This is a genomic window from Exiguobacterium sp. PFWT01, assembly GCF_018255795.1.
In the GTDB taxonomy this organism is placed as follows: Bacteria; Bacillota; Bacilli; order Exiguobacteriales; family Exiguobacteriaceae; genus Exiguobacterium.
Genome location: NZ_CP073755.1, coordinates 2,012,449 through 2,034,892 on the forward strand (window position 1 = coordinate 2,012,449; position 22,444 = coordinate 2,034,892).

Annotated in this window: 25 protein-coding genes; 13 read left to right on the forward strand and 12 right to left on the reverse strand. The window is 43.7% G+C overall.

Features of this window, described 5'->3' with window-relative positions:
• Positions 1-10: 10 nt before the first annotated feature.
• The 8 genes from KD909_RS10400 to KD909_RS10435 form a co-directional block, all read right to left on the reverse strand.
• The gene (locus KD909_RS10400; RefSeq protein ID WP_211781501.1) at positions 11-976 is read right to left on the reverse strand and encodes an electron transfer flavoprotein subunit alpha/FixB family protein; all 966 of its coding nucleotides are present in this window, start codon (positions 974-976) and stop codon (positions 11-13) included.
• A gap of 14 nt (positions 977-990) precedes the next feature.
• On the reverse strand, positions 991-1,764 hold the full coding sequence (locus tag KD909_RS10405; protein ID WP_211781502.1) for an electron transfer flavoprotein subunit beta/FixA family protein: 774 nt from the start codon (positions 1,762-1,764) through the stop codon (positions 991-993).
• Positions 1,765-1,844: 80 nt separating this feature from the next.
• Complete coding sequence (locus KD909_RS10410) at positions 1,845-2,423, reverse strand: fatty acid metabolism transcriptional regulator FadR (RefSeq protein ID WP_015881087.1); 579 nt, start codon at positions 2,421-2,423, stop codon at positions 1,845-1,847.
• Between the two features lie 79 nt (positions 2,424-2,502).
• Entirely contained in the window at positions 2,503-4,176 is a 1,674-nt protein-coding gene (locus tag KD909_RS10415; RefSeq protein WP_211781503.1) for an AMP-binding protein, read from the reverse strand.
• A gap of 136 nt (positions 4,177-4,312) precedes the next feature.
• Positions 4,313-4,777 carry a DUF4825 domain-containing protein gene (locus KD909_RS10420; RefSeq protein WP_211781504.1) on the reverse strand — a complete coding sequence of 155 codons (465 nt, stop codon included), beginning with the start codon at positions 4,775-4,777 and terminating at the stop codon, positions 4,313-4,315.
• A gap of 12 nt (positions 4,778-4,789) precedes the next feature.
• Positions 4,790-5,914 (reverse strand): ABC transporter permease subunit, encoded by a 1,125-nt coding sequence (locus KD909_RS10425; RefSeq protein WP_211781505.1) that lies wholly within the window; start codon positions 5,912-5,914, stop codon positions 4,790-4,792.
• Positions 5,904-6,785: an ABC transporter ATP-binding protein gene (locus tag KD909_RS10430; RefSeq protein ID WP_211781506.1), complete on the reverse strand. Its 882-nt coding sequence runs from the start codon at positions 6,783-6,785 to the stop codon at positions 5,904-5,906. The genes KD909_RS10425 and KD909_RS10430 overlap by 11 nt, the downstream gene beginning before the upstream one ends.
• Entirely contained in the window at positions 6,772-7,161 is a 390-nt protein-coding gene (locus KD909_RS10435; RefSeq protein WP_211781507.1) for a GntR family transcriptional regulator, read from the reverse strand. Before KD909_RS10435 ends, KD909_RS10430 begins: the two co-directional genes overlap by 14 nt.
• Before the next feature lie 180 nt (positions 7,162-7,341).
• Between KD909_RS10435 and KD909_RS10440 the strand changes: the two genes are divergently transcribed.
• The 6 genes from KD909_RS10440 (at position 7,342) to KD909_RS10465 (ending at position 10,320) form a co-directional block, all read left to right on the forward strand.
• A complete protein-coding gene (locus KD909_RS10440; RefSeq protein ID WP_211781508.1) occupies positions 7,342-8,109 on the forward strand; it encodes a hypothetical protein in 768 nt (255 codons plus the stop codon).
• Positions 8,110-8,216: 107 nt separating this feature from the next.
• On the forward strand, positions 8,217-8,627 hold the full coding sequence (locus KD909_RS10445) for a MarR family winged helix-turn-helix transcriptional regulator (protein WP_211781509.1): 411 nt from the start codon (positions 8,217-8,219) through the stop codon (positions 8,625-8,627).
• A 23-nt stretch (positions 8,628-8,650) separates the two neighbouring features.
• Positions 8,651-9,289 (forward strand): nitroreductase family protein, encoded by a 639-nt coding sequence (locus tag KD909_RS10450; protein ID WP_211781510.1) that lies wholly within the window; start codon positions 8,651-8,653, stop codon positions 9,287-9,289.
• A 27-nt stretch (positions 9,290-9,316) separates the two neighbouring features.
• Positions 9,317-9,601: a putative quinol monooxygenase gene (locus KD909_RS10455; RefSeq protein ID WP_026826548.1), complete on the forward strand. Its 285-nt coding sequence runs from the start codon at positions 9,317-9,319 to the stop codon at positions 9,599-9,601.
• 1 nt (position 9,602) lies between these two features.
• Positions 9,603-9,965: a DUF1304 domain-containing protein gene (locus KD909_RS10460; protein ID WP_211781511.1), complete on the forward strand. Its 363-nt coding sequence runs from the start codon at positions 9,603-9,605 to the stop codon at positions 9,963-9,965.
• Between the two features lie 76 nt (positions 9,966-10,041).
• Complete coding sequence (locus KD909_RS10465) at positions 10,042-10,320, forward strand: CPCC family cysteine-rich protein (RefSeq protein WP_211781512.1); 279 nt, start codon at positions 10,042-10,044, stop codon at positions 10,318-10,320.
• Positions 10,321-10,361: 41 nt separating this feature from the next.
• Here the strand turns inward: KD909_RS10465 and KD909_RS10470 are convergent, their stop codons facing one another.
• From KD909_RS10470 to KD909_RS10485, 4 genes are all read right to left on the reverse strand, one after another.
• Positions 10,362-10,784 carry a stage III sporulation protein AH gene (locus tag KD909_RS10470; RefSeq protein WP_211781513.1) on the reverse strand — a complete coding sequence of 141 codons (423 nt, stop codon included), beginning with the start codon at positions 10,782-10,784 and terminating at the stop codon, positions 10,362-10,364.
• A gap of 12 nt (positions 10,785-10,796) precedes the next feature.
• Positions 10,797-11,159: a hypothetical protein gene (locus KD909_RS10475; protein ID WP_211781514.1), complete on the reverse strand. Its 363-nt coding sequence runs from the start codon at positions 11,157-11,159 to the stop codon at positions 10,797-10,799.
• 90 nt (positions 11,160-11,249) lie between these two features.
• Positions 11,250-12,788 (reverse strand): hypothetical protein, encoded by a 1,539-nt coding sequence (locus tag KD909_RS10480; RefSeq protein WP_211781515.1) that lies wholly within the window; start codon positions 12,786-12,788, stop codon positions 11,250-11,252.
• Between the two features lie 128 nt (positions 12,789-12,916).
• Positions 12,917-13,174 (reverse strand): hypothetical protein, encoded by a 258-nt coding sequence (locus KD909_RS10485; RefSeq protein ID WP_015881071.1) that lies wholly within the window; start codon positions 13,172-13,174, stop codon positions 12,917-12,919.
• A 146-nt stretch (positions 13,175-13,320) separates the two neighbouring features.
• Between KD909_RS10485 and dndD (KD909_RS10490) the strand changes: the two genes are divergently transcribed.
• The 7 genes from dndD (KD909_RS10490) (at position 13,321) to KD909_RS10520 (ending at position 22,407) form a co-directional block, all read left to right on the forward strand.
• Positions 13,321-15,567, forward strand: a complete 2,247-nt coding sequence (dndD, locus tag KD909_RS10490; RefSeq protein WP_211781516.1) for a DNA sulfur modification protein DndD — start codon at positions 13,321-13,323, stop codon at positions 15,565-15,567.
• 4 nt (positions 15,568-15,571) lie between these two features.
• Complete coding sequence (locus KD909_RS10495; RefSeq protein WP_211781517.1) at positions 15,572-15,967, forward strand: hypothetical protein; 396 nt, start codon at positions 15,572-15,574, stop codon at positions 15,965-15,967.
• Positions 15,968-16,123: 156 nt separating this feature from the next.
• Complete coding sequence (dndB, locus tag KD909_RS10500) at positions 16,124-17,224, forward strand: DNA sulfur modification protein DndB (protein ID WP_211781518.1); 1,101 nt, start codon at positions 16,124-16,126, stop codon at positions 17,222-17,224.
• A gap of 28 nt (positions 17,225-17,252) precedes the next feature.
• Positions 17,253-18,908, forward strand: coding sequence for a DNA phosphorothioation system sulfurtransferase DndC (gene dndC, locus KD909_RS10505; protein WP_211781519.1), 1,656 nt, complete (start codon positions 17,253-17,255; stop codon positions 18,906-18,908).
• Positions 18,898-20,910, forward strand: a complete 2,013-nt coding sequence (dndD, locus tag KD909_RS10510) for a DNA sulfur modification protein DndD (protein ID WP_211781520.1) — start codon at positions 18,898-18,900, stop codon at positions 20,908-20,910. The genes dndC and dndD (KD909_RS10510) overlap by 11 nt, the downstream gene beginning before the upstream one ends.
• A complete protein-coding gene (locus tag KD909_RS10515) occupies positions 20,907-21,287 on the forward strand; it encodes a DndE family protein (RefSeq protein WP_015881065.1) in 381 nt (126 codons plus the stop codon). Before dndD (KD909_RS10510) ends, KD909_RS10515 begins: the two co-directional genes overlap by 4 nt.
• A gap of 1 nt (position 21,288) precedes the next feature.
• Complete coding sequence (locus KD909_RS10520) at positions 21,289-22,407, forward strand: cysteine desulfurase family protein (protein ID WP_211781521.1); 1,119 nt, start codon at positions 21,289-21,291, stop codon at positions 22,405-22,407.
• The last annotated feature ends 37 nt before the right edge of the window (positions 22,408-22,444 follow it).

Here is a 22,444-nt window from a genome sequence, read left to right on the forward strand (position 1 = left end):
GTTTTGCTTATTAGCTATTGACGAGGTGCTTACGGAACTCTTCCGTCAACATCGGGACGACATCGAACAAGTCGCCGACGATGCCATAGTCTGCCACGCTGAAGATGTTTGCTTCTGGGTCCTTGTTGATGGCGACGATGACTTTCGCGTTACTCATCCCAGCCAAGTGTTGAATCGCTCCCGAAATCCCACATGCGATGTAGAGGTCCGGCGTGACAACTTTACCCGTCTGTCCGATTTGAAGTGCGTAATCGCAGTAGTCGGCGTCACATGCTCCACGTGAAGCACCGACCGCGCCTCCGAGAAGCTCTGCCAACTCTTCAAGCGGTTTAAATCCGTCTTCGCTCTTGACGCCACGTCCACCTGCGACGATGACTTTCGCTTCCGCCAAATCCACTTTCCCAGTCGCCTTACGCACGACTTCTTTGACAATCATCGCAAGGTCTTTCAATTCGACGGCCGGCGTTTCAACAGAGACGCTCGCGCCCGCTTGACGTGCGAGTGCGTCGATGTTGTTTGGACGGATTGTGAAGAACATGACCGAATCTTTGAACTTCACTTTCTCGAACGCCTTCCCTGAGTAGATCGGGCGAACGAACTCTGCGTCGCATCCAGTTCCTTCGATGGAGACAACGTCGCTGATGAGTCCGGCATCGAGACGTGCCGCAAGTTTCGGTGCGATGTCTTTCCCAAGAGCCGTGTGCCCGAGAACGATCATTTCCGGATTTTCTTGCTCGATCAACTGGCGGAGCACTTGACCGTAGCCGTCAGGCGTATAATGCTTGAGGCGATCATCTTCGACGACGAGGACGCGGCTTGCACCATACTCCCCGAGTTCTTGTGCGAGTGATTGCACGTGATCCCCAATCACGACTGCCGTCACATCGTCTGTCAATTGTTTCGCCGCAGCGATGGCTTCGAATGATACGTTACGTAACGCGCCTTCACGCGCTTCTGCGAGTACTAAAGCTTTCATCTATGATCTCCCCCTTAAATGACTTTCGCTTCCGTGCGAAGAAGTTGTACGAGCTCGCTCACTTGTGTCGACAAGTCGCCTTCAAGGATACGGCCCGCTTTCTTCTCTTCTGGTAAGAATCGTTCAATCGTCTCGATTTTCGCTTCGATTTCATCTTCATCGAGGTCGATGTCCATGAGTTCGAGTTCTTCGAGTGGTTTCTTCTTCGCTTTCATGATTCCTGGCAAGCTCGGGTAACGTGGCTCGTTCAACCCTTGTTGCGCTGTTACGAGAAGCGGGAGTGCGACTTCGATGACTTCTGTATCCCCTTCGACGTCACGTGTGACCGTAGCCGTTGTGCCATCGATTTCAAGAGCCGTGATCGTCGTCACGTAGTTCATGTCGAGAAGTTCTGCGACTCGTGGTGCGACTTGTCCGCTACCGCCATCGATTGCTACGTTCCCTGCGAAGATGAGGTCCGCGTCCTGTTCTTTCAAGTATGTGGCGAGCACTTTTGAAATCGTGACATGGTCCGCATCCTCAACATCGTCCTCGATCGAGATACGAACAGCTTTGTCCGCTCCCATCGCAAGCGCTGTACGCAATTCTTTATCCGCATCTTCTGGTCCTACCGTGACGACCGTGACCTCTCCCCCGAGTGCGTCACGTTTTTGAATCGCTTCTTCGACCGCATATTCGTCATACGGGTTGATGATGAACTCAGCGCCGTCTTCTTGAATTTCCCCATTCTCGAGCTGAATCGCTTCCTCAGTATCAAACGTACGTTTCAGCAAAACAAAAATATTCATGGTTGATCCCCCTTTAGTCAATTCTTTCCCATCATTCATGAATCAGCATTCATTTTTTGAGCTAGTGATAGGGCTCACTGTTACGTAAGCCCCTTCTTTAACATATGGTGCACATTTGGAAGCGTCGACAACAGATCGTACTTGAAGCCGCTCGCCATCCAACTCGTCACAACCTCATCGATTGTGCCAAAAATCATTTGACGGGCGAGTCGATAGTCTAAATCCTTGTCGAACTCTCCTGTCTCGATTCCATGCTTGACGACAGAATCGATTAAGTTCAAATATGGTTTGAGCACTTCTCCAATTTTTTGGCGAAGCACCAAGTTCGACTGTCGCAATTCGATTTGTGTCACGACAGCGAGGTCGTAATCGGCCGACAGTTGCTTTAAATGCGATTCAATCAACTGATACAATTGATCTCCGGCTGTCGTCTCGTTCCCGATTTGTTGTTTCGAGTAGTCGATGAACAGCCCCATCTTCGCTTGGAACAATTCGATTAAGAGATGCTCCTTGTTTTTGAAGTACAAATAGATTGTGCCGTCCGCGACACCCGCCTCTTTGGCGATGGCTGTCACCTTTGCACCGTGATAGCCATGATTGGCAATTACTTTGACCGCCGCATCAATGATTCGGTCACTTTTCGAAATATGATTTGTCATTAACCCCAAGCTCCTTACCGTTGCAGAAAAATGAATGATGGTTCATTCATTTATTATTCTATCATGCGTACGCTTGGTGTCAACTGCTTTGTTTCACTTGTTTGGCCTTCTCTTCATCGACGAGGACACGGCGTAAAATCTTACCGACGAACGTCTTCGGCAACTCGTCGCGGAACTCATACAACTTCGGCACTTTATAGGCCGCAAGCTTCTCGCGACAATGTTTGTCGAGTTCTTCTTCCGTCACACTCGAGCCATCGCGAAGGACGATGAACGCTTTGACCGTCTCACCCCGATATGGATCCGGGACACCGATACAGACCGCTTCCTTCACGGCCGGATGTTCATAGAGCACTTCTTCGATTTCACGCGGATAGACATTAAAGCCACCTGCGATGATCATGTCCTTCTTCCGGTCGACGATATAGAAGAACCCGTCCTCGCCCATGTAGCCGAGGTCACCGGTCGCGAGCCACCCATCTTTCAAGACGGCTGCCGTCTCCTCCGGCTTCTGCCAGTAGCCTTTCATGACTTGCGGACCGTTCAGCATGATCTCCCCGATTTCACCGATGTCCGCCTCGGTCTCTCCGTCTGCTTTTACTATTTTAGCAGAAGTGTCCGATAACGGGGCACCGATCGAGCCAACAATCCGTTTATCCCACAAAAAGTTCGCATGCGTGACCGGCGACGTCTCAGACAAACCGTACCCTTCGACGATGCGACCACCCGTGATCTTCTCAAATTCCTCTTGCACCTCGATCGGAAGCGGTGCCGAACCAGAGATACACGCCTCAATCGAAGACAAATCATACTTTTTCAGTTTAGGGTCGTTCAAGATTCCGACGTACATCGTCGGTGCGCCCGGGAAGAAGTGTGGCTTTTTCTTCTGAATCGTCTTCAAGACATCCGTCACTTCGAAACGTGGCACGAGGATGAGCTCATAGCCGTTCGTGACCCCAAAGTTCAGACAGCAAGACATCCCATAGACGTGGAAGAACGGCACGACACACAGGACGCGTTTCTCGTCCCCGCGATTGTACTTATAGAATAAGTTCGTGATTTGATCGGCGTTCGCCGTCAAGTTGAAATGGGTCAACATGACACCTTTCGGAAGTCCCGTCGTCCCCCCAGTGTATTGAAGAACGGCGACATCTTCTTTCGGTTCGATGTCGAGCGGCGTGATAGGGTTAAAGTCTTTATAATTTTTGAACGGCGTCGATCCGGTCGTATCGATGACGATATTGTTCTCACGTTTCACTTTGATTGGATACAGTTTGTTTTTGGGGAATGGTAAGTAATCAGCGATACTCGTCGTGATCACGGTTTGAATCTCCGTCTTCTCACTGACGCGAAGCGTTTTCGGATATAACAGGTCGAGGGTGATGACGATTTTGACACCTGCGTCCGTGACGAGGTTTTCTAGCTCACGTTCCGTATAGAGTGGATTCGTCTGGACGACCGTCCCTCCTGCATAGAGCACGGCATAGAACGAGATGACGTATTGAGGACAGTTTGGAAGCATGAGGCTGACGCGGTCGCCTTTTTCAAGCCCTTTCGCTTGAAGCATCGTTCCGAGTCGACGTGCGGCATCATCGATTTCCGCGAATGTCCACTCCTTTCCGATAAAGGAGACGGCCGTACGATTTGGATAATCCTTTGCTGCGCGAGACAACGCCTCATAGAGCGGCTTTACCTCATAATCGATTGACTGGGGCATTCCTTCTGGATAATCTTGTAACCACGGTTTGTTCATCGCTGTTCCTCCTTGGAAATGAATACTCATTCAGTTAACCCTATTATAATGCTAAGAAAACGCTTTCATCTACCCTTTACCCGATAATTTTCAGAAAATATCAAAAAAAGCGATTGGATTTGTCATCCAATCGCTGTCATACCCGCCTAAAATAGGAATCTTTCGAATCCAGTTGTTCAAGCTTCTGATTCATAAGTTGTTGCAATTCTTTTTCATGACGAATGTTTGAGAAGTCCGTTCCGAACCATGCCTCCATCTCGGGTCGAGAGAAAGCGTAGGTCCGGTTCGGGAATGCAAAGCGGACAATTTCGGCGTTCGGGATGAGGGTAAAATAGGCAGCTGCATTCCGAATCGCCAGACGTTCTTGTTCCGCTCGTTCCATTCCCGGATCTTCGTAACGGACGGTCAACCCATAAGGACGCTTCTTCGTCTGCAGCTCGACCGATCGATAGCATTCATGTAGCGGCAAACTTCCGGCAATGCCGACGACGGCAGCATTGTCCCCGACTTTCGATCCTTTGTATTCAAAGGCGTCCGGTTCCGGGTTCATACACCCTGCCAGTGAGATGACGAGTACGAGCAACAGACAGAAGCGTTTCATAGGTGTCCCTCCTTACGATTTGAGTCTCAAGTTGAAGCGGTAAAGCAAGCGTTTGGCGAGTAAGTGTGCTAAGAACGCTCCGATCACAAAACCGACAACATATAACATCACGCTTTGCGGGTAAAAAATTCCCGAGAAGAACACACCGCCTAACATTGCGAAACAGATAACGATAACGATGTGGATGAGCCATAACCAGTTCGAGAACATAAAGAAGCGGCCATTATTTTCTTGTGGTGCTTCCTTGAACATCCACAATCCGAGACCAAATGTTAGAACGATAAAGACAATCGAACTGGACAAACCGATTGTAAGGAATTCCGTCCACTCCGCTCGAGAATCAAAGATTGAATACATATCTGTATTGACGATGTTATTCAACGGTGACAGGATTCGCATCGGTACACTTTCAAATACCTCGTCAAAAAGTGTATATGAAAGATTTGGAGAAAAGGCTATGAGCGATCCTTGAATGAGGGCTACAATCCCCATCGGGAAGACAAGTGCCACAAATGTCCAAACGACTTGTGAGATCGACTCACCACCAAATGACCCCATCCATAGCGAGACCGAGAAAAATGAGATGCCCGACAAAAGTAAGAAAACAATCAATCCGAGCACTTTGACCTCATTGCCATCAAGTAAGAAGGAATAGTCAGAAAGACGGATGATGAGAAACATCAATGCCCCCCCTACCAATGTCGCTGGAACAATCCCTGTAACACCAATCACCCATTTTGATATGTACAGCTGGGTGCGGGTGTATGGTAAGGACATCGTGAAATCTGACATTTGACTGTTTCGTTCACTTCCAATCAGTACGGATGCCATAAGCGCACCGAAGATGACAAATAAGAAGACGACGACCCCCATCGGAATGAGTGCTTCGAGTCCTCCTAGATATCCGAAATCAGAATTGCTATTGAAAAAGTCCTCGGTAGTCATCGTCTCTATATCTTCTTGGATTACATCCGAATAATCACTTGGATTTTCTTGCATATCGCGAATCTGTTCCTCATACACCTGCATTTGCGTCCATACCGGCACCGTGAAGGCGACGACGCCTAAGAAAACGAGCAAGATCCAAAGCAGCGACACTTGTTTCCAATCTTTTTTCAACAACACTTTAGACGGCATGGGCTTCTCCTCCTAACTGGATACGGAATACGTCTTCGAGAGACATCGGGATCTCTTCGATGAGCATCGGATTGTATGAATCGATAAACGCCTCGAGCTCGTCTGTGCGTTCTTTCGCCATGAACAGCACGACACGTCCTGTCACACTAATGATTTCAATATCTTTTCGTTCGAGCAACTCGACCGGGACATGGTCGTTGAAGACGACTTGCCACTTAATACTGAGAGCACGCGCCTCTTCGAGCGACATGATTGCTTTGACGCGTCCACTCTCGATCATGATGATGCGGTCGGCAATTCGTTCAAGTTCGTGTAACTGGTGGCTCGAGACGATAATCGAGCAGTTCCGTTTCTCGACTTGGGTAATCATCAGTTTCAACACGTCTGACTTGGCGACGACGTCTAGACCGTCCGTTGGTTCGTCGAGCAGATAGTATTTCGCTTGGACGGCGAAAGCGAGCGATAACGTGACGAGCGCCTTTTGACCTTTTGAGAGTTGGCGAATTTTTTTGTTGTCGATGTTGTAACGCGTCAATGTCTCACGGAAGGCGGAACGATTGAACGACGGGTAGATTGACTCATACAAGTCCGTCGCCTCGTTTACCGTATAGTGTTTGAGCGCGTCCGCCGAATCCGGTACGAAGATGATGTCCCGCTTCAATCCGGCATCTTTAAAGATACTTTTCGTTCCATAAAGCACGTCTCCCTGATCTGGGCGGATGATTCCGACCATCGTCCGGAGAAGTGTCGTCTTGCCGGCACCGTTACGTCCGACGAGCGCGATGATTTCTCCTGACTCGACAGTAAAGTCAATTCCGTCCAGAATCGTCTGACGGTCGATTTGTTTACTCAGCTGCTCAACTTTCAGCATTGGCTTCCCCTACTTTCTCATATTCCGTTCGCAATAAGTCAATGGCTTCGTCTAACGGCACGTTCGCATAATGGCAATCAATCGCGATCTTCTTGATCGATGCGATGACCGGTTCTCTTGATGCATCATCGTCTACCCAGTCTTCGGAGACGAACGTCCCGCGCCCGCGTCGCATCTCGAGGAGGCCGAGTCGCTCCAACTCCTGATACGCCTTACTGACCGTATTTGGATTGATGACGAGGTCGGTGGCGAGTTCGCGCACAGACATCACTTTGTCTCCCGGACGTAAAATGCCGCGGATGACGAGCTCTTTCGTTTGATTGACGATTTGTTCGTATAGCGGTTCAGAACTCTTCATATCAATTTTGTATAACATGGGTCACACCCTCTCATAATCAATGTCACTCTTTAAGTGTATTATATGTATTAGTACACGTAATTGCAATAGTATCTTGAGGGCACTTTTAGTTTACAGCGAAATGGAAATGATTTGAATAAGACTTTGGACCGAGGTATTCTTCTTCAATATCAGGTAGATTGAACGAGAGGTGACGAAATGATCAGAAAACGAATCATAGCAGGTGTCGCCATCGGGCTTCTCGCTGGCGGCCTCTTCGTGTATACGACGCTTGAAAAGTCAGAGGCACGGGAGACTTATACCGCGTATGTGAAGGAAACGTACAACGAACAACCCGATATCGAGCTGTCACGCGATTGGAAGATGGGAGGTTATGTCGGGAAAGTGACATTGACGAACGAACCGTTCGCCGGCACTTATTTTCTCGAGACGTACAGTGACGGCTCCATCCATGACAACGTGCTCGAGACGTATTGGGAAAGTGAGGCTGAACGAACGATTCACGAGCGGCTCGTATCGGAAGGAATCCTAAAAGAGGAAGAGACCGTCCGTGCGGAGGTGCCGATTGGTGTGTCGGATGATGCGCAAGCGAACGTCTCCCCGACCCCGACGTCCATTTATGAAACAAATCTGAAGACGTATCTCGACGTCTCGATCATGTTTCATGAAGACTGGAACAATACGGACGAACAGAAACAACGGATTCTCGACGTCATGCGCGAAATCGAGCCTGACGTCTACTGGATGCATTTCTCGTTTGACGGGAAGCCAGGTGGCAATGACGACTATACGGAACGGTACATGATGTTCACGCGCGAAGCGTCTGATATCGATCCGTCATTCCTCGACGTGCGGACGATTGAGGATTTGAACGCCTACGACCGTCTATACGGATTCGACGAGACGACATTCACGACAGAATATCGATTTGATGGCACTCCCATCGAAGACGAGACGACACGATAAATTTCGGTGTCGTCTTTTTTTGAGCGTTTGACTTTACAGGCAATCCAAAACGTTGTATCGTTTGACAAGTCAACGATTGATAAGTCAATCGAGAAAGGTGGGACGCAATGGACCTACGTGAAATCAGCCGATTACTTTACCAAATCAAGGTGGCGGAACAAAATGTCGCATCGTCGTTCGAACGGGAGACAGGATTCAGCCTGACCCGCTACGAGATGTTACAAGTCGTCAAAGAACGAGGCGTTTGTTCGCAACGTGCGATTAAGGAAGAGATGAAAATCGACAATGCCGCCATCACTCGACATTTGAAAATCCTTGAAGAGAAAGGATTTGTCGTCAGAGAGCGGAACGCGGAGAACCATCGCGAGATGTTCGTCCGTGTGACAGAGAAAGCAGAGCAAGACCTAAGGGTTTGCGAGCGAGACGAACGGGCCAACCATCTCGTCTTACAAGCCTTGTCCGCTGAAGAGATTCAACACTTATCCGGGCTGCTTCAAAAATTGAACAGTCACGCCTAAACAGAGAAAGAAGGAATTCACCAATGGCAACTACATTCGAAAACAATACATTTACAGACGTCATGTTCGGTCGTAAATCAATCCGTGTCTATGACGAGAACGTGAAAATCTCACAAGAAGAAATGCTCGAGATGATTCAAGAAGCAACGACTGCCCCATCATCGGTCAACATGCAACCATGGCGCTTCGTCGTCGTCGAGAGCCCAGAAGCGAAAGAGACGCTCAAGCCGCTCATCCGTTTCAACACACGTCAAAACGATTCATCTGCAGCGATGCTCCTCATCTTCGGAGACATGGAGTGCTACGAGTACGGCGAACAAATCTACGACCAAGCGGTCGCAGAAGGCAAAATGCCACAAGAAGTACGTGACCAACAGCTCGACGCGATCATCCCTTACTACAAAAACCTCTCGAAACAAGAGATGAACGACATCGTGAAAATCGATGCGAGTCTCGCAGCGATGCAATTCATGCTCACAGCCCGTGCACACGGCTATGACACGAATCCAATCGGCGGTTTCGAGAAAGACCAACTTGCAGAAGCGTTCGGTCTCGATAAAGATCGTTACGTACCAGTCATGATCTTATCTGTCGGTAAAGCGGCAGAAGAAGGTTATGAATCCGTTCGTCTTGACGCTCAAACGGTCACATCGTTCAAATAATTCACCACACAATCGGAGGAATCAACCATGATCTTAGTCAACGCCACATTCGATATCCAAGCCTCACAACGCGAGAACTTCTTGCGTGACATCCAAGTTTTGATTGACTCATCAAAACAAGAAGCGGGTTGTGTCGGATACGACCTATACGAGTCAACATCTGTTGAGAACCGCTTTGTCATGATCGAGAACTGGGAAGACCAAGCCGCTCTCGAGCAGCACAACCAAAACCCGGTCCTCATCAACTTCGCACAAAACGTGGCGAACTACGTGTCAGCGAAACCGGTCGTGCAAGTAGCAGCGGTCAACTAATATGTCGACGCTCACCCTTGTGCCCGGAACGCTCGTCGCCATCGAATTCTTCTATATCTTCTATTTAGAGACGATTGCGACAGCATCTTCCTCGACGTCACGCGTCTTCCGTATGTCGAAAGACGAGCTGACGAGAGACTCGGTGTCGGTTTTGTTCAAAAATCAAGGGGTGTATAACGGATTGATCGGGGTCGGACTCTTGTACGGACTCTACCTTTCCCCCAACCCGGTCGAGATTGTCACCATGATTCTGCTCTATATCATTCTCGTTGCCTTATATGGCAGTATCACGAGTGACAAGAAGATTATCCTGACACAAGGTGGGCTTGCCATCTTGACGTTGATCTCGATGTTTATGTCATGACAAAAAGCGTTCGACCTGAGAAAAGGTCGGACGCTTTTTGCTTGTATCCTCTATACTAAATAGTGAGGTGATGATGGTGAGATACACATGCCCATGTTGTGGCTACCAGACGTTAGAAGAAGAACCGCCGGGCACATACGACATTTGTCGAATCTGTTTTTGGGAGGACGACGGGGTTCAATTCGACGATCCCGATTATGAAGGCGGTGCGAACACGGTGTCGCTTAGGCAGGCTCAACAGAATTACATCCGATTTGGTGCGAGTGATCGGCTTTTTTGTGACTCTGTCAGAAAACCAAATGAACGCGACAGAAAAGATCCGGACTGGAGACCGTTCCCCAACGAGCTGACATAATGGTAAGTCACCCTTATAAGAGATAACCTTAATCATTCAGCTCATTGAATCTGCTCCCACAACGCTTCATCGACGCCAAAGAATGCTTCATGGGAACATACCGCGAGCACACACGTATCTCCCGCATAAAACATCAAGTCTTCCGGAAGTTCCGGATGGATCCATCTGAACAATGAGCCACCATGCTCTTTTAGGAACTGTGCTGTCCGATAATTCATATGGAACGAATATAGATACGCCGTATCCCCAGACAGTCTTGTCGTCTCCCATTCACTCACGATGGTTCGTTCCATCAAATCCCAACGGATCTCTTCTGTCAGTACATCCAAATACGCCAGACGCTCCTCTTCAATCTCCATTCGGCGCCTGTCTTCCACGAACGCAAAGTGAGTGCAGTGCTCAAGCAAAACATCGATGAGCGCCTCATAGCGTTTCCCCTTTATATCTTGAGTGATCATCCGCATACTCCAAGCCTCCTATGGCGAAGAAACAAAAATGCCTGTCTCTTCTGTCATCTCGAACGAATCTTGATTCCATCTCACTTTAATCGTCCCGACTCGTTCGGGTTTTTCGACACTTCGATATAATCGCTTGACCTCCATGTCGAAAGTGAAAAAGCCACTCGATTGTTTCATATATTCTTCTTCATTCACATATGTAGTTGTCTGATCCCCAATTAGCGTAAATACGTCACAGCTTTCATCTTCACATTGAATCGGATACGTTTCCTCGAACCAGCTCACAAAGTCATTCTGACTCGCTTTCATCGTATCTATCGGTGCCGCCCAGACTCTAGCTACAATCAACACAATAAAACCGATGAACAACCATTTCTTCATACGCTCTCCCCCCGCTCTCACTATCCAAAGTCTACCATATTTATTTCAACAAAAAACCGCCCTAACCGAAGTCAGAGCGGAATGGATGTCTTATAAGACGAAAATCGCTGCAGATACACCGACGACACCAACGAGTGCCATCGCATATACCGGTACACGTGGCATTTCGCCATTGTTGTCGAGTGCTTTCCCGAACATATAGAAGACGATTGGGTGCACGAGGAACGGCATCGAGAAGATGAGCGGGATGAGAAGTGACGCTTCCGTCCCGAACATGCCGCCTTGAACCGCTGCGAACAAGCCGAAGTGCGAGATTGCTGACGATTGTGCCATCGTCGTGTAATCAAACGCAATCGTGCTGAATGTCAAGATGACGAGACCACCGAAGACGGCCATCATCTGCCATCCGAACGAGAACTGCATAAGGGCTTTGACTTCTTTGAAGTCTTCCCCGTTCGCCGCACGCAAGTTTTTCAACGAAAGCGCCGTGAGCGCGAGACCGACCAAGACGATGATCATCGTCGGCCAGATCCAGAGCGCGCCGTTGTCGGCACTGACCGCGAGGATCGAGAAGACGAAGATATGTCCGAAGAACGGGATGTTGATCATGATTGGCGCACGTTTCGCCGCCACTTGACCGAAGTCACCAGCCGTACATGCTCCTGTGAGACCACTGTGTGAAAGTGACCCCGCCATACCTGGCGCGAGGTTACGGATGTGACCCGTCCGAGCAAACCACATGATGAGTGCGATTCCACCGAACATCCAAAACAACTGGCCGAAGAAACCGTATACGAGAATCGAATTCATACCTTCGATGGCGAACGCGTCACCGATTCGTGAACCACCGACCATGAAGTTGGCAGCCAAGACGACCGGAATCCCTGCGAAGAGAAGCGCGCGGACAGTCGGTCCATACGTCCAGTTATGGAAGATGGCACCGAGTGCTGACGAAATCAACATCGCAAAGAAGATTTGCGGCAATGCGATAATCGGCTGAACCGCTGTCGCAATCAAGAATGAGACGAACAAGATCACAAGCAAGAGGACTGTCTCGATGACACCTTTTTGCATGTATACTTTCTTGTCCTGAATCTGTGCTTTATGGTCGATGAGTAAGAACGACACCGCAAGACCGAGGAGTGCGAGGATTGGGTAGTAAAGCGCAATCCCTTCTGCCGTACCTGGCTCGATTGCCATACGGAAGAACCCTTCCAAACCGACGAGCAAGAAGAACGAACGAAGGATGAAGATGAACTGCGTACGTCCTGTCCCGAGGAACATTTCCTCTTTAGAAGGAACGACGATGTCCTCCATGTCGAGCTCTTGTTTGCTCAAGATTTTACGAAGTTCTTGTCCGCCGACGAAGAACGAAACGACTAACGCGATGATTGTCGTCCGTGACAGGAAGTCGACGAGCGGGAATTCAGGAAGACCCGGCGTCGCGATACCGAGCTCGACCATACCGAATCCGAGACCGAGACCGAAGATAACGATGACAAGGATCGGCGAGAAGCGCGTCCCAGCCACGACCATACGAGATAAAATGACCATTGGAATGACGAAGGTCATAAGCAACCAGAATTGGTTGATCAATTGCATTTGAGATAATTGCTGTACAAGTTCCATTCACTAACCCCTAACATAATTTTTAGCACACAATATCGAAGTGTACAGGAATGAACATTATGTGACAATAGGGTGTGATGTTTTGTAAACATTGAAAGCGGAACCAAGTGAAATTGGTCCCGCTTTCGTTAGTTATTGGATTGTCTGAGACCCCAAATGCCTTTATTTCCAGTGGAATAAAAGAGGTCCTCTTTCCCGGTAAAGCTCGCTGAATCACTGGAATGCGCACGAATCTGTTTATTGACGTGCCCTTTCCAATCTTTATAGCGATCGAGTTCAAGTTGATAATAGGATTTTTCGACATACGCATAAATGTCTTTCAAGGATGCCGTCCCACCGTGGTGTTGGAGGGCGAATTGGATTTTGCGTAGTAACAGGCGTTTCAACTCTTTCATCTCCTTATATAAATAGTAATTATGTATACCTAATTTATCCATACCCTTTCTAAAAAAGTTACAGGTTTTTAGTTGTATTTCCTTTATAATAGGAATATAGACCTGAATATCTCATGTTTGGAAGAAAGGAAATCGATATGACTCAAAAGCGTTACTCAAGTGAATTAGAAATTTTAGAAGAAGTATCTTCTCATCATCAGCTATCACCTAGTCTCCTTCAAAATATTCTCACCACTTCAAAAGCTAATTATTATGGTGAAGCTACGTCTCCGACTAAACGCCAAAAAGAATTAGAAGAAGAATTGAAATATCTAATTAAAAAAGGGAACTCATTAACACATTCCACATCATCTAATAAAAAATCTGGGTTGAAACTTGTTCGTATTCAATTAAATAATTACAAAACATACTTAAATTCTCAAACAATTAACTTTGATACACACACAGATGACAAAAACATCGTTCTGATTGGTGGTTTGAATGGCGCTGGAAAAACAACCATTTTAAAAGCAGTTCGTTACTTATTATATGGCAAGCGTGGCATGACCGATACGGAGTTTCAACAACAGTTTACAAATACAATTAACAATTCATTCTTCGAACAAGGTGGTCGCGAAGCTAGTGCTTCTCTCGTTTTCGAACCTGGAGATGGGCACCATTACGAAATTAAAGTCGTTTGGCAATACAATAGTAAAAAACAAGTTGTGTCTGAAAGTAAGACGTTCAGTAAGCGAACGATTGGTGCAGCTCGTCCAAAACGTAACGAACAGATTGGTTCACACAACGTAGATGATTTCAACCGTACCATTGATAAATTAATCCCATTTGAAGCTTCTCAATTCTTAATTTTTGATGGGGAAGAAATCCGACGCATTATTTCTTCTAGAAATTCTGCCGACTTTAAAGCGACAATCAGACGGATGAACGGAATGTCTTATTTTAACGAGTTAAAAGGTGACTTAGACAAAATCTATTCAAAGAAAGTTAACGAATTAGCTATCGCTCAGAAAAGTACCGAGTTGTTAAAATTCAACAAGAAAATAACTACACTCAAAGAACAATTACATGAGCTTACAGAAAAACGAAATAAAGCCGAGAGTCGAGTATCAACATACAATAAACAACTCGATCACTTTAAGAAACTTCGAAACGAGAAGCTCATGCAGAACAACGAGTCGAGAGAACAATTTGTTTCAACCATGAGTTCTTTAAAAGCACAGCATACTCAAGTTTTGGAGCAAATTTCTAAGTTGTTTTCTGAGAAGGGGATTCCTTCATTTGCATCTAAAAAAATTGATGCATTAAAAAAACGACTGACTCTCGAACAACAATTTACATCTGATCAGCAACGCGTGGAACAGATTTTAGCACCTTATCACCAATTTATGTCTAAACTTCTCTCAGAGCCCATCAATCCACCATTGACTGAAGAACAACTGCATCAGGTTGAGGAAATTGGTAAGAATATTTGGTTATCGAAGGAGAATTATAAAACTTCTACTACTTCAGAAAATCAGCAAATTTGGCACGACCTTTCGCCAAATGACCGTAGACTGATTATGAATGTAGACGCATCTCGCACTAAGGAAATGATTGTTGAACTGGTCAAGAAAGAAAAGAATCTTAAGCATTCAATTGATCAGCTTCAGCAAAAAGTTGATTTAGCCCCTTCTGCAGTCAGTGTTGATGAAGAAGATAAAAAGATTCAAGAAATTACTGAGGTGCTCGGTAAAACTAAGAGCATTTATCTCAACATTAAAAAGAAAGAACAAGAGTGTATTCAAGAAATTCGTTCTCTAGAATCAAAGCTAAAAGGAACAAAGTCTACTGCAACAAATGCAATCGACTTAGCTGATGATGTACAGCTTTATGGAAAAATCAAAGAAGCAATTGATGAGTATTCAACAAAAGTACTAGACTGGAAAATTGATTTGATTAGTGAACAATTCGATCAGATGTTGAACAAACTTATGAGAAAACAAGATGAATTCGGGCGTGCTTTCGTTGATCGCCGTAAAATGATGATACGCATTGAAAATGAGCGCGGCGCCGAAATTTCAGTGGAAGAACGTTCAGCCGGTGAAATGCAAATTATCTCCTCTGCATTTATTTGGGGAATGATCAAAGCAGCTGATTTAGATTTGCCTATGATTATCGATACGCCACTTGGTCGCTTAGACAGCTATCATCGCAAAAATCTAGTCGAACATTTCTATAAACATCTCAGTAAACAAGTTGTGATTCTCTCAACTGATACGGAAATCACTCCGGAATATGTAGAGTTGATGAAGGAATATACTTCAAAACAAATCATGTTGGACTACAACCAAAAAGAGAAATATACGCTTATTCGCGAAGGTTATTTCGAATTAGTGAAAGGATAAGATTATGGATTCTAAAGGAATTAAATTGTCACAAATAAGTAAGAATCGAATCGATACCATTATTGGACACATCGAACATTACGTTCCGAAAGACACGAGACCATTTGTTGTTAAACTAAGTCTGATGCACGGAATTGAAAATCACTCCGTTTCATCTGTACTCCCTACCGAATTGAGTTCAAGCGCATGGGAAATGGGCTCAATCATTAATGGAAATGATTACTTACTTGCTAAACACCTTATTATCAACGAGCTCCAAAAAGAAATCGATGACGAGAAAATTATTCGAGATCATATGAAGCGCTTTATTGAATTAGGTGTGAGAGACATCGCTTCGTTGCTCGAATCAGATGATGCAATCTTTGAAGAAGAATTTTTAATTAAACTTCTTTCCGTATAATCTCAGCGATTTCGCTGAGATTTTTATTACGAAAATTTCTATATTTTGTTGAGCTGTTCGCTTTTTTCATACGAACACTTATGTTAGACTTTTTGTATAAAAACATTGTATTTATTTAAAATTACGTACGTAATTTTAAATAAAGGAGGACATCTTATGGATTCTAATTTCAGCTATAACTTCCCCGCATTACGAGGAAAACAGGCAGAAAAAGAATATTTTGTCGTTATGTGCCCGTTAAAACTGATTCCAAAAATTTTCTTATTCGATGAAGAGGAAGTCCCACCACAATACCGCTCACAGCGGATTTTGAATAAATCTAGAGTTCCAGACATTACAAATTACATTGTAGATCAGTCCAAGGACTATGTATTTTCATCCCTTACAGCTTCCATTGATGGTGAAATTCAGTTTACTCCGTTTACAGATGAACCAAACTTTAAAGACTTAGGCAAACTCTCGATAGCACTGGATTCCCGTTTTTTAATTAATGATGGTCAACACCGGAGAGCAGCGATTGAAGAGGCTTTAAAAATTATGCCTGAGCTTGGTAATGAAACAATTTCTGTTGTATTCTTTCATGATGAAGGTCTAGAACGATCTCAACAAATTTTTTCAGATTTGAATCGACATGCCGTTAACACAACGTCATCTATCGGTATTTTATATGATCATCGTGATCAGTTATCGCTCCTAACTAAAGAAATCGTTGAAGAGATTCCGTTGTTAAAACGGTATACAGAAATGGAGAAAACGTCCCTCTCCAAGAATTCACCAAAACTTTTAGCGTTAAATCATATTTATAATGCAAATAAACGACTAATTAATAAGAAAAAAGGTGCTCTTTTAACTGAAGAAGACGCATTGAACATCAAAACGTTTTGGCTAACTCTATGCAATAGTATTCATGAATGGGAACAAGTATTTAATAAAGAAATCTCCCCTCGTGATTTACGTATGATTTCAATTGCGGGTCAAGGTTTATTTATCGAAGCAGCGGCTGAAGTTGCGCGCTCTTTAATTGAACAAAAACCTGATACATGGACAGCCTACCTTACAAAATTTAAAGATATTGATTGGAGCCGTTCAAACGAAAAAGATTGGAAAGGTCGTGCCTTTAACGAAAACGGCAGAATTTTAAAGAACAACTACACTATTCGATTGACTGCCATACGAATCAAATCGCTAATCGGCATCAAGCTCACGAAAGAAGAGAAAGATTTCGATCAACAAAAATCAAGCATGAACGTATTATGACTGTTTTGGCACGAGAGGATGACAATTTATGACTCAAGGTATTATTAGTAACTTATTTACTCAACATGAAGGAGATACTGTCTCTAGACGCTCCATCGATTTGATCAAACGTGTTTATTTAAATGACACACGTCCATGGGTGGTCGGATTTAGTGGCGGAAAAGATTCTACACTAACGACTCAACTCATTTTCGAAGCGTTGCTAGAGCTTTCACCAGAACAGTTGCATAAGAAGGTGTTTATCATTTCTTCTGACACTTTGGTAGAAAACCCACTCGTTGTTTCCATGATTAACGGCTCTTTACACCGCATGCAAGAAGCCGCTTTAAAATATAATCTCCCAATCGAAACACAAAAAGTTAAACCACTTACAGAAAAAACTTTTTGGACGAATATTATCGGACGTGGCTACCCTACTCCGAACCAAACGTTTAGATGGTGTACAGATCGTCTTAAAATCGACCCTGCTAACCGCTTCATTAAAGATAAAGTGTCAAAATACGGCGAAATTATTATGGTACTTGGTGTCCGTTCATCTGAGAGCACGAGCCGAGGCCAATCCATAAAAGACCATGAGATTTCAGGTAGCGAATTGATGCGACACACATCATTAGCGAATGCTTATGTATTTGCCCCGATTAAAGAATTTGTTCTAGATGATGTATGGAGCTACCTTCTTCAAAACCCAGCTCCGTGGGGGGAAGACCATCACACGCTGCAGAAAATGTACATGGATTCAAGTAGCGAATGTCCATTAGTCGTTGACCAAAACATTAAAGAAAGTGCTGGTTCTTGTGGGAATAGCCGTTTCGGTTGCTGGACGTGTACGGTTGTCAATCAAGATAAATCGCTTACTGGCTTTATTCAAACTGGTGAACATGACTGGTTAAAACCATTATTGAAGTTCCGCAATAAAATGGTTCTCATTCGTGACGACCGTTCTAAACGAATGCATAAACGAATGAATGGTGCCTTCTATTTATTAGAAGTTCAACATGAAATCAAAGAAGATGGAATCTATATTGTTCAAAAGAAAAAAGGCGGTCGTGCTGCCACTTCTTATAAAGTAGTTGACCGAATTGAAGATTTGACTGATGAGTCTGTTCTTGCCGTTCCTAAAGCACAATTAAGTCAATTTATCGCAAAACACAATATTGACTTGAGCAAACCTGAAGAGTTCAATATTCAGTTTGTCGTTACCGAAACAAACGAGGATGGGCAATCTGCATACTCACACCTTGGTCTTGGTCCTTTCACACTAGCTACTAGAAATGAACTAATGCGCGACTTATTGATTTTACAACGTGATTTAAAAGTTCCAAATTCAGTCGAGTACAAATTAATTCAGGATGATGAGTTACGAGCAATTCGTCGCTTATGGCTCCGTGAAGGTGATTGGAACGATACTTTACCAGAACTTTATCGCGAAGTATTCGGCGTCGACCTGGATTGGGAACATGATGATCGTCAGATTCTAACAAGTGACCAAGCGAATGATTTAGAACTTCTTTCTCAAAAGTATGGTCTTGATTTCAATATGGTTCAAAAACTATTTACAACAGCAAATGATTTTCTAGGTGTAAAGGTTAAACGAGGATTTAATAAAGATGTCGCTGCGCTATTGAGCCAAGACTATTTAAGCCTTTACAAAGAGCAAGGAGTTTTAGAGAGAGATGAAGATTGAATCGATTGTCTTAAAGAATATTGGAGCATATAAAAATCAAACATTTGATTTCAAGAATGAAAACTCTAATAAAAATGTTATTTTAATCGGCGGGAAAAATGGAGCGGGTAAAACAACCTTTTTAAACGCACTTCGCACTGGATTATATGGTAGTCAGGCGTTTGGGATTAAAGCACCTACTCCATCCTACTTCAAAGAAATTGAGAAGTTAATCAATAGCGAAGTAAGAGATCAACGAGAAAGATATAGTACCACTAAACAAATTTCAAAAATCCAAATTACGTTTACAACAACAACGAATCAAACTACATCACGCTATTTATTTGAACGATCATGGGGAATCGACGCTAAGAATATTAAAGAATACTTTAACATCTATCGTGATGCAAATACCTTTGCACTAGCAGAGAAGGATAAGAGTCAAGTCTATTCATTATTCTTAGAACGTACTCCCCTCTATTTGTTTAATGTCTCATTATTTGATGGAGAGACAATTAATCAAATTATTAATGAAGGGAAACTGTCTGAGTACCTAGATGATTTGATGAAAAGTGCATTTAAATTAGAGATTCCAGATTTATTAACGGAAACAATCGAATCACTTGTACGAGACGAAGCCAAGACTAAGCTATCTAAAGATAAATCAAAACGTTTAGATGAGCTTAAAAAACAGCTAAGTGAATCCGAACAAAAATTGCAAAACGTTCAAGTCGATAAATCTCAGCTTCTTCAGAATATCGAAGTTAGTGAAGCCGAAATCACTGCCTTCTCTGAGTCGTTACGCGCACACGACGTGATTAGTAAAGAAGAAGAAGCAAAATTGAAAGAGGAAATAAGAAACCTAGAACAAGAACGACAGAAATTAAAGCAATCTACGTCAGACTTTTTCAATGAGTACTACGCCTTTTCTATCAATCATCACTTGCTTGAAAAAGCTGCAGAACAAGTAGAATCAGAACTATTGATCAGAAGTGTAGAAGATTTAGAAAAAGTCTTCACCGATGAGTTCTATAAGAATGTTTCACGTAATTTAGGAGGATCTGTAGGACATGATTCCCTGAAGAATGAATTCAATGCGGCTTTAAAAACGGCTGTTCCGAAAACTGAAATTATTCATGACGCTTCGTTCGGTTCGAAGGCAAAAGTTGAAAATATGATTTCTTCAGTAAACGCTCAATCTTCCTCATCTCTCTTGGCAAACATTAATCGCGATGACGAAATCATAGAGGAACTGAGGATATTACGAAGAAAACTAGTGATTCGAGAAGAAAATCATGCGGATTTTGAAAAACAATTTGAGGAATTGAATCAACTCAAAGTTAGTCATCTTCATTTGAACGAGCAGTTAGAACGTATTGTTAAACTTGAAGAAGATCTCCAAAATCAGTACTCGATGTTAGTGGAAGAAAACGCCTCACTTCAACAAGAAATCGAGAAAATCACTTCAAAATCGAGCTTATTATCGCAAAATGCGACTTCAACATTAGCTTTACTAGAAGACTTCAAACTTCAACAGCGATATAAAGTCATTCGGAGTGTTGAAGAAAATGCGTTACGCATGTTAAAGACATTGATGCGTAAAGAAGATTACGTAGATAAGCTATCGATTCTACCCGAAGACTTCTCGTTAACTTTGTCATCTAAAGACCAGTCTCAAATTTCTGTAGCTACGCTATCTTCTGGTGAGAAACAGATTCTACTTCTTTCATTAATCTGGGCAATTTTCAAAGTTTCCGAAAATCAAATGCCATTTATCTTCGATACTTTGTTAGGTCGATTAGATCGAGATCACCGTTATAACATTTTACGTAACTTACTTCCTAACTTTGGTGAACAAGTGTTAGTGCTATCTACAGACTCAGAGATTAGCAAAGATTACTACGACGTACTCAAACCATCGATTTCTAAAGAGTATAGTCTTCAGTTTGATAATGAACATTTAGAAACACGAGTCATTCCATCGTATTTTGAATTTGAAAACGCGCAGGTGAAAAACTCATGAACTACCGTCTTAAATTAACTGAACAAACGCATCTCTATTTTAAAGAGATTGCAAACTCAACTCATATCACACCGAACATCCTAGCTCGTTTCGCCGTTGGAATATCATTAAAAAACGAAAAAACTCCATCAAGCGTTAAAGGTCAGCCCATTTCTAATTTTGAAATAAATCGTGCCACCTTAACGGGAGAACACGACGAGATGTTTAAAATGATGATTCTTCAACATGCTAAACGCCATATTGAAGAAGAACGATATTTTCCAGATTATTTTAATGCGCATATTACTCGAGGTGCCGAAGAGCTTTATCAAATGTTCCAATTTTCTAGAAGTACCAATCAATTCTTAAGAGAGTTATTGGCTCTCCAGGAGGGATAACATGCTTTATCTAGACAACAGCTCAACGACACCTGTGTATCCAGAAGTACTTGAAGAGATGCTCCCCTACTTTCTTGAAGAGTTCGGAAATCCTTCGAGCAAGTATTATTCACTGGCAGAAAACTCTAAAAATGCTGTTGAACATGCTCGAGAACAGTTAGGTAAATTTCTTAACTGTTCTTCTACCGAGCTGTATTTTACTTCGGGAGCGACAGAAAGTAACAACTGGATTTTAAAGAGTGTAAGTTCAACCTTACCGGATCATCAAGTGATTACCACGGTAGCCGAACATTCATCTAATTTAGAAATCGCAAAGTATTTAAATGAGCAGCTGAATATTCACGTTGAATACTTGTCAGTCGATCAATTTGGTAGAATCAATTTTTCTGAACTAGAGTCTTTACTAAAAAAACGCCCTACTTCACTCGTTTCAATCATTTGGGGAAATAACGAGTTAGGGTCGTTAAATGACATTCAGAGAGCTTCTGAACTAGTTGCTCAATATGGTGCGCTCTTTCACACCGATGCCACACATGTCGTCGGAAAGATGAGAATCGACCTGTCAGAACTGACGAACGTTCATTTCTTATCCGCTTCTGCGCACAAGTTCAACGGTCCAAAAGGTATTGGAATTGCTTATTTGAAAAAAGATGAGGACGGGATTCCAAAAAAATTGACACCACTTATTCATGGTGGTGGCCAAGAGCAAGGCATTCGAGGCGGGACTCTTGCTGTTCCTCTTATTGTAGGAATGGGAAAAGCAGCTGAAATGCATCAAGCATCCTTGACCAAGAACATCAAAAAATTAGAGAAACTTGAAGCGTATTTAGTTCAACTTTTAACTCAAAAATTTGGTTCGAACATACGATTTAATAGTGACCATACAAACAAAATTCCTGGCATTGTGAATATTCAATTCGTTGGTATTAACAATGAAGTTCTTGTAAAACAACTGGCTCCTGTCATGGCGGTCTCAACTGGATCTGCTTGTAGCTCTAGTAAACCAAGCCATGTCCTCCAAGCAATCGGATTAACATTAGATGAAGTTCGATCATCCATTCGATTCTCACTATCGTCAAACATTGAACTAAAAGACTTAGAGATTTTCAAAGAACTGTAAGTAAACGACCGGCTTAAATTAAATTTAAGCCGGTCGT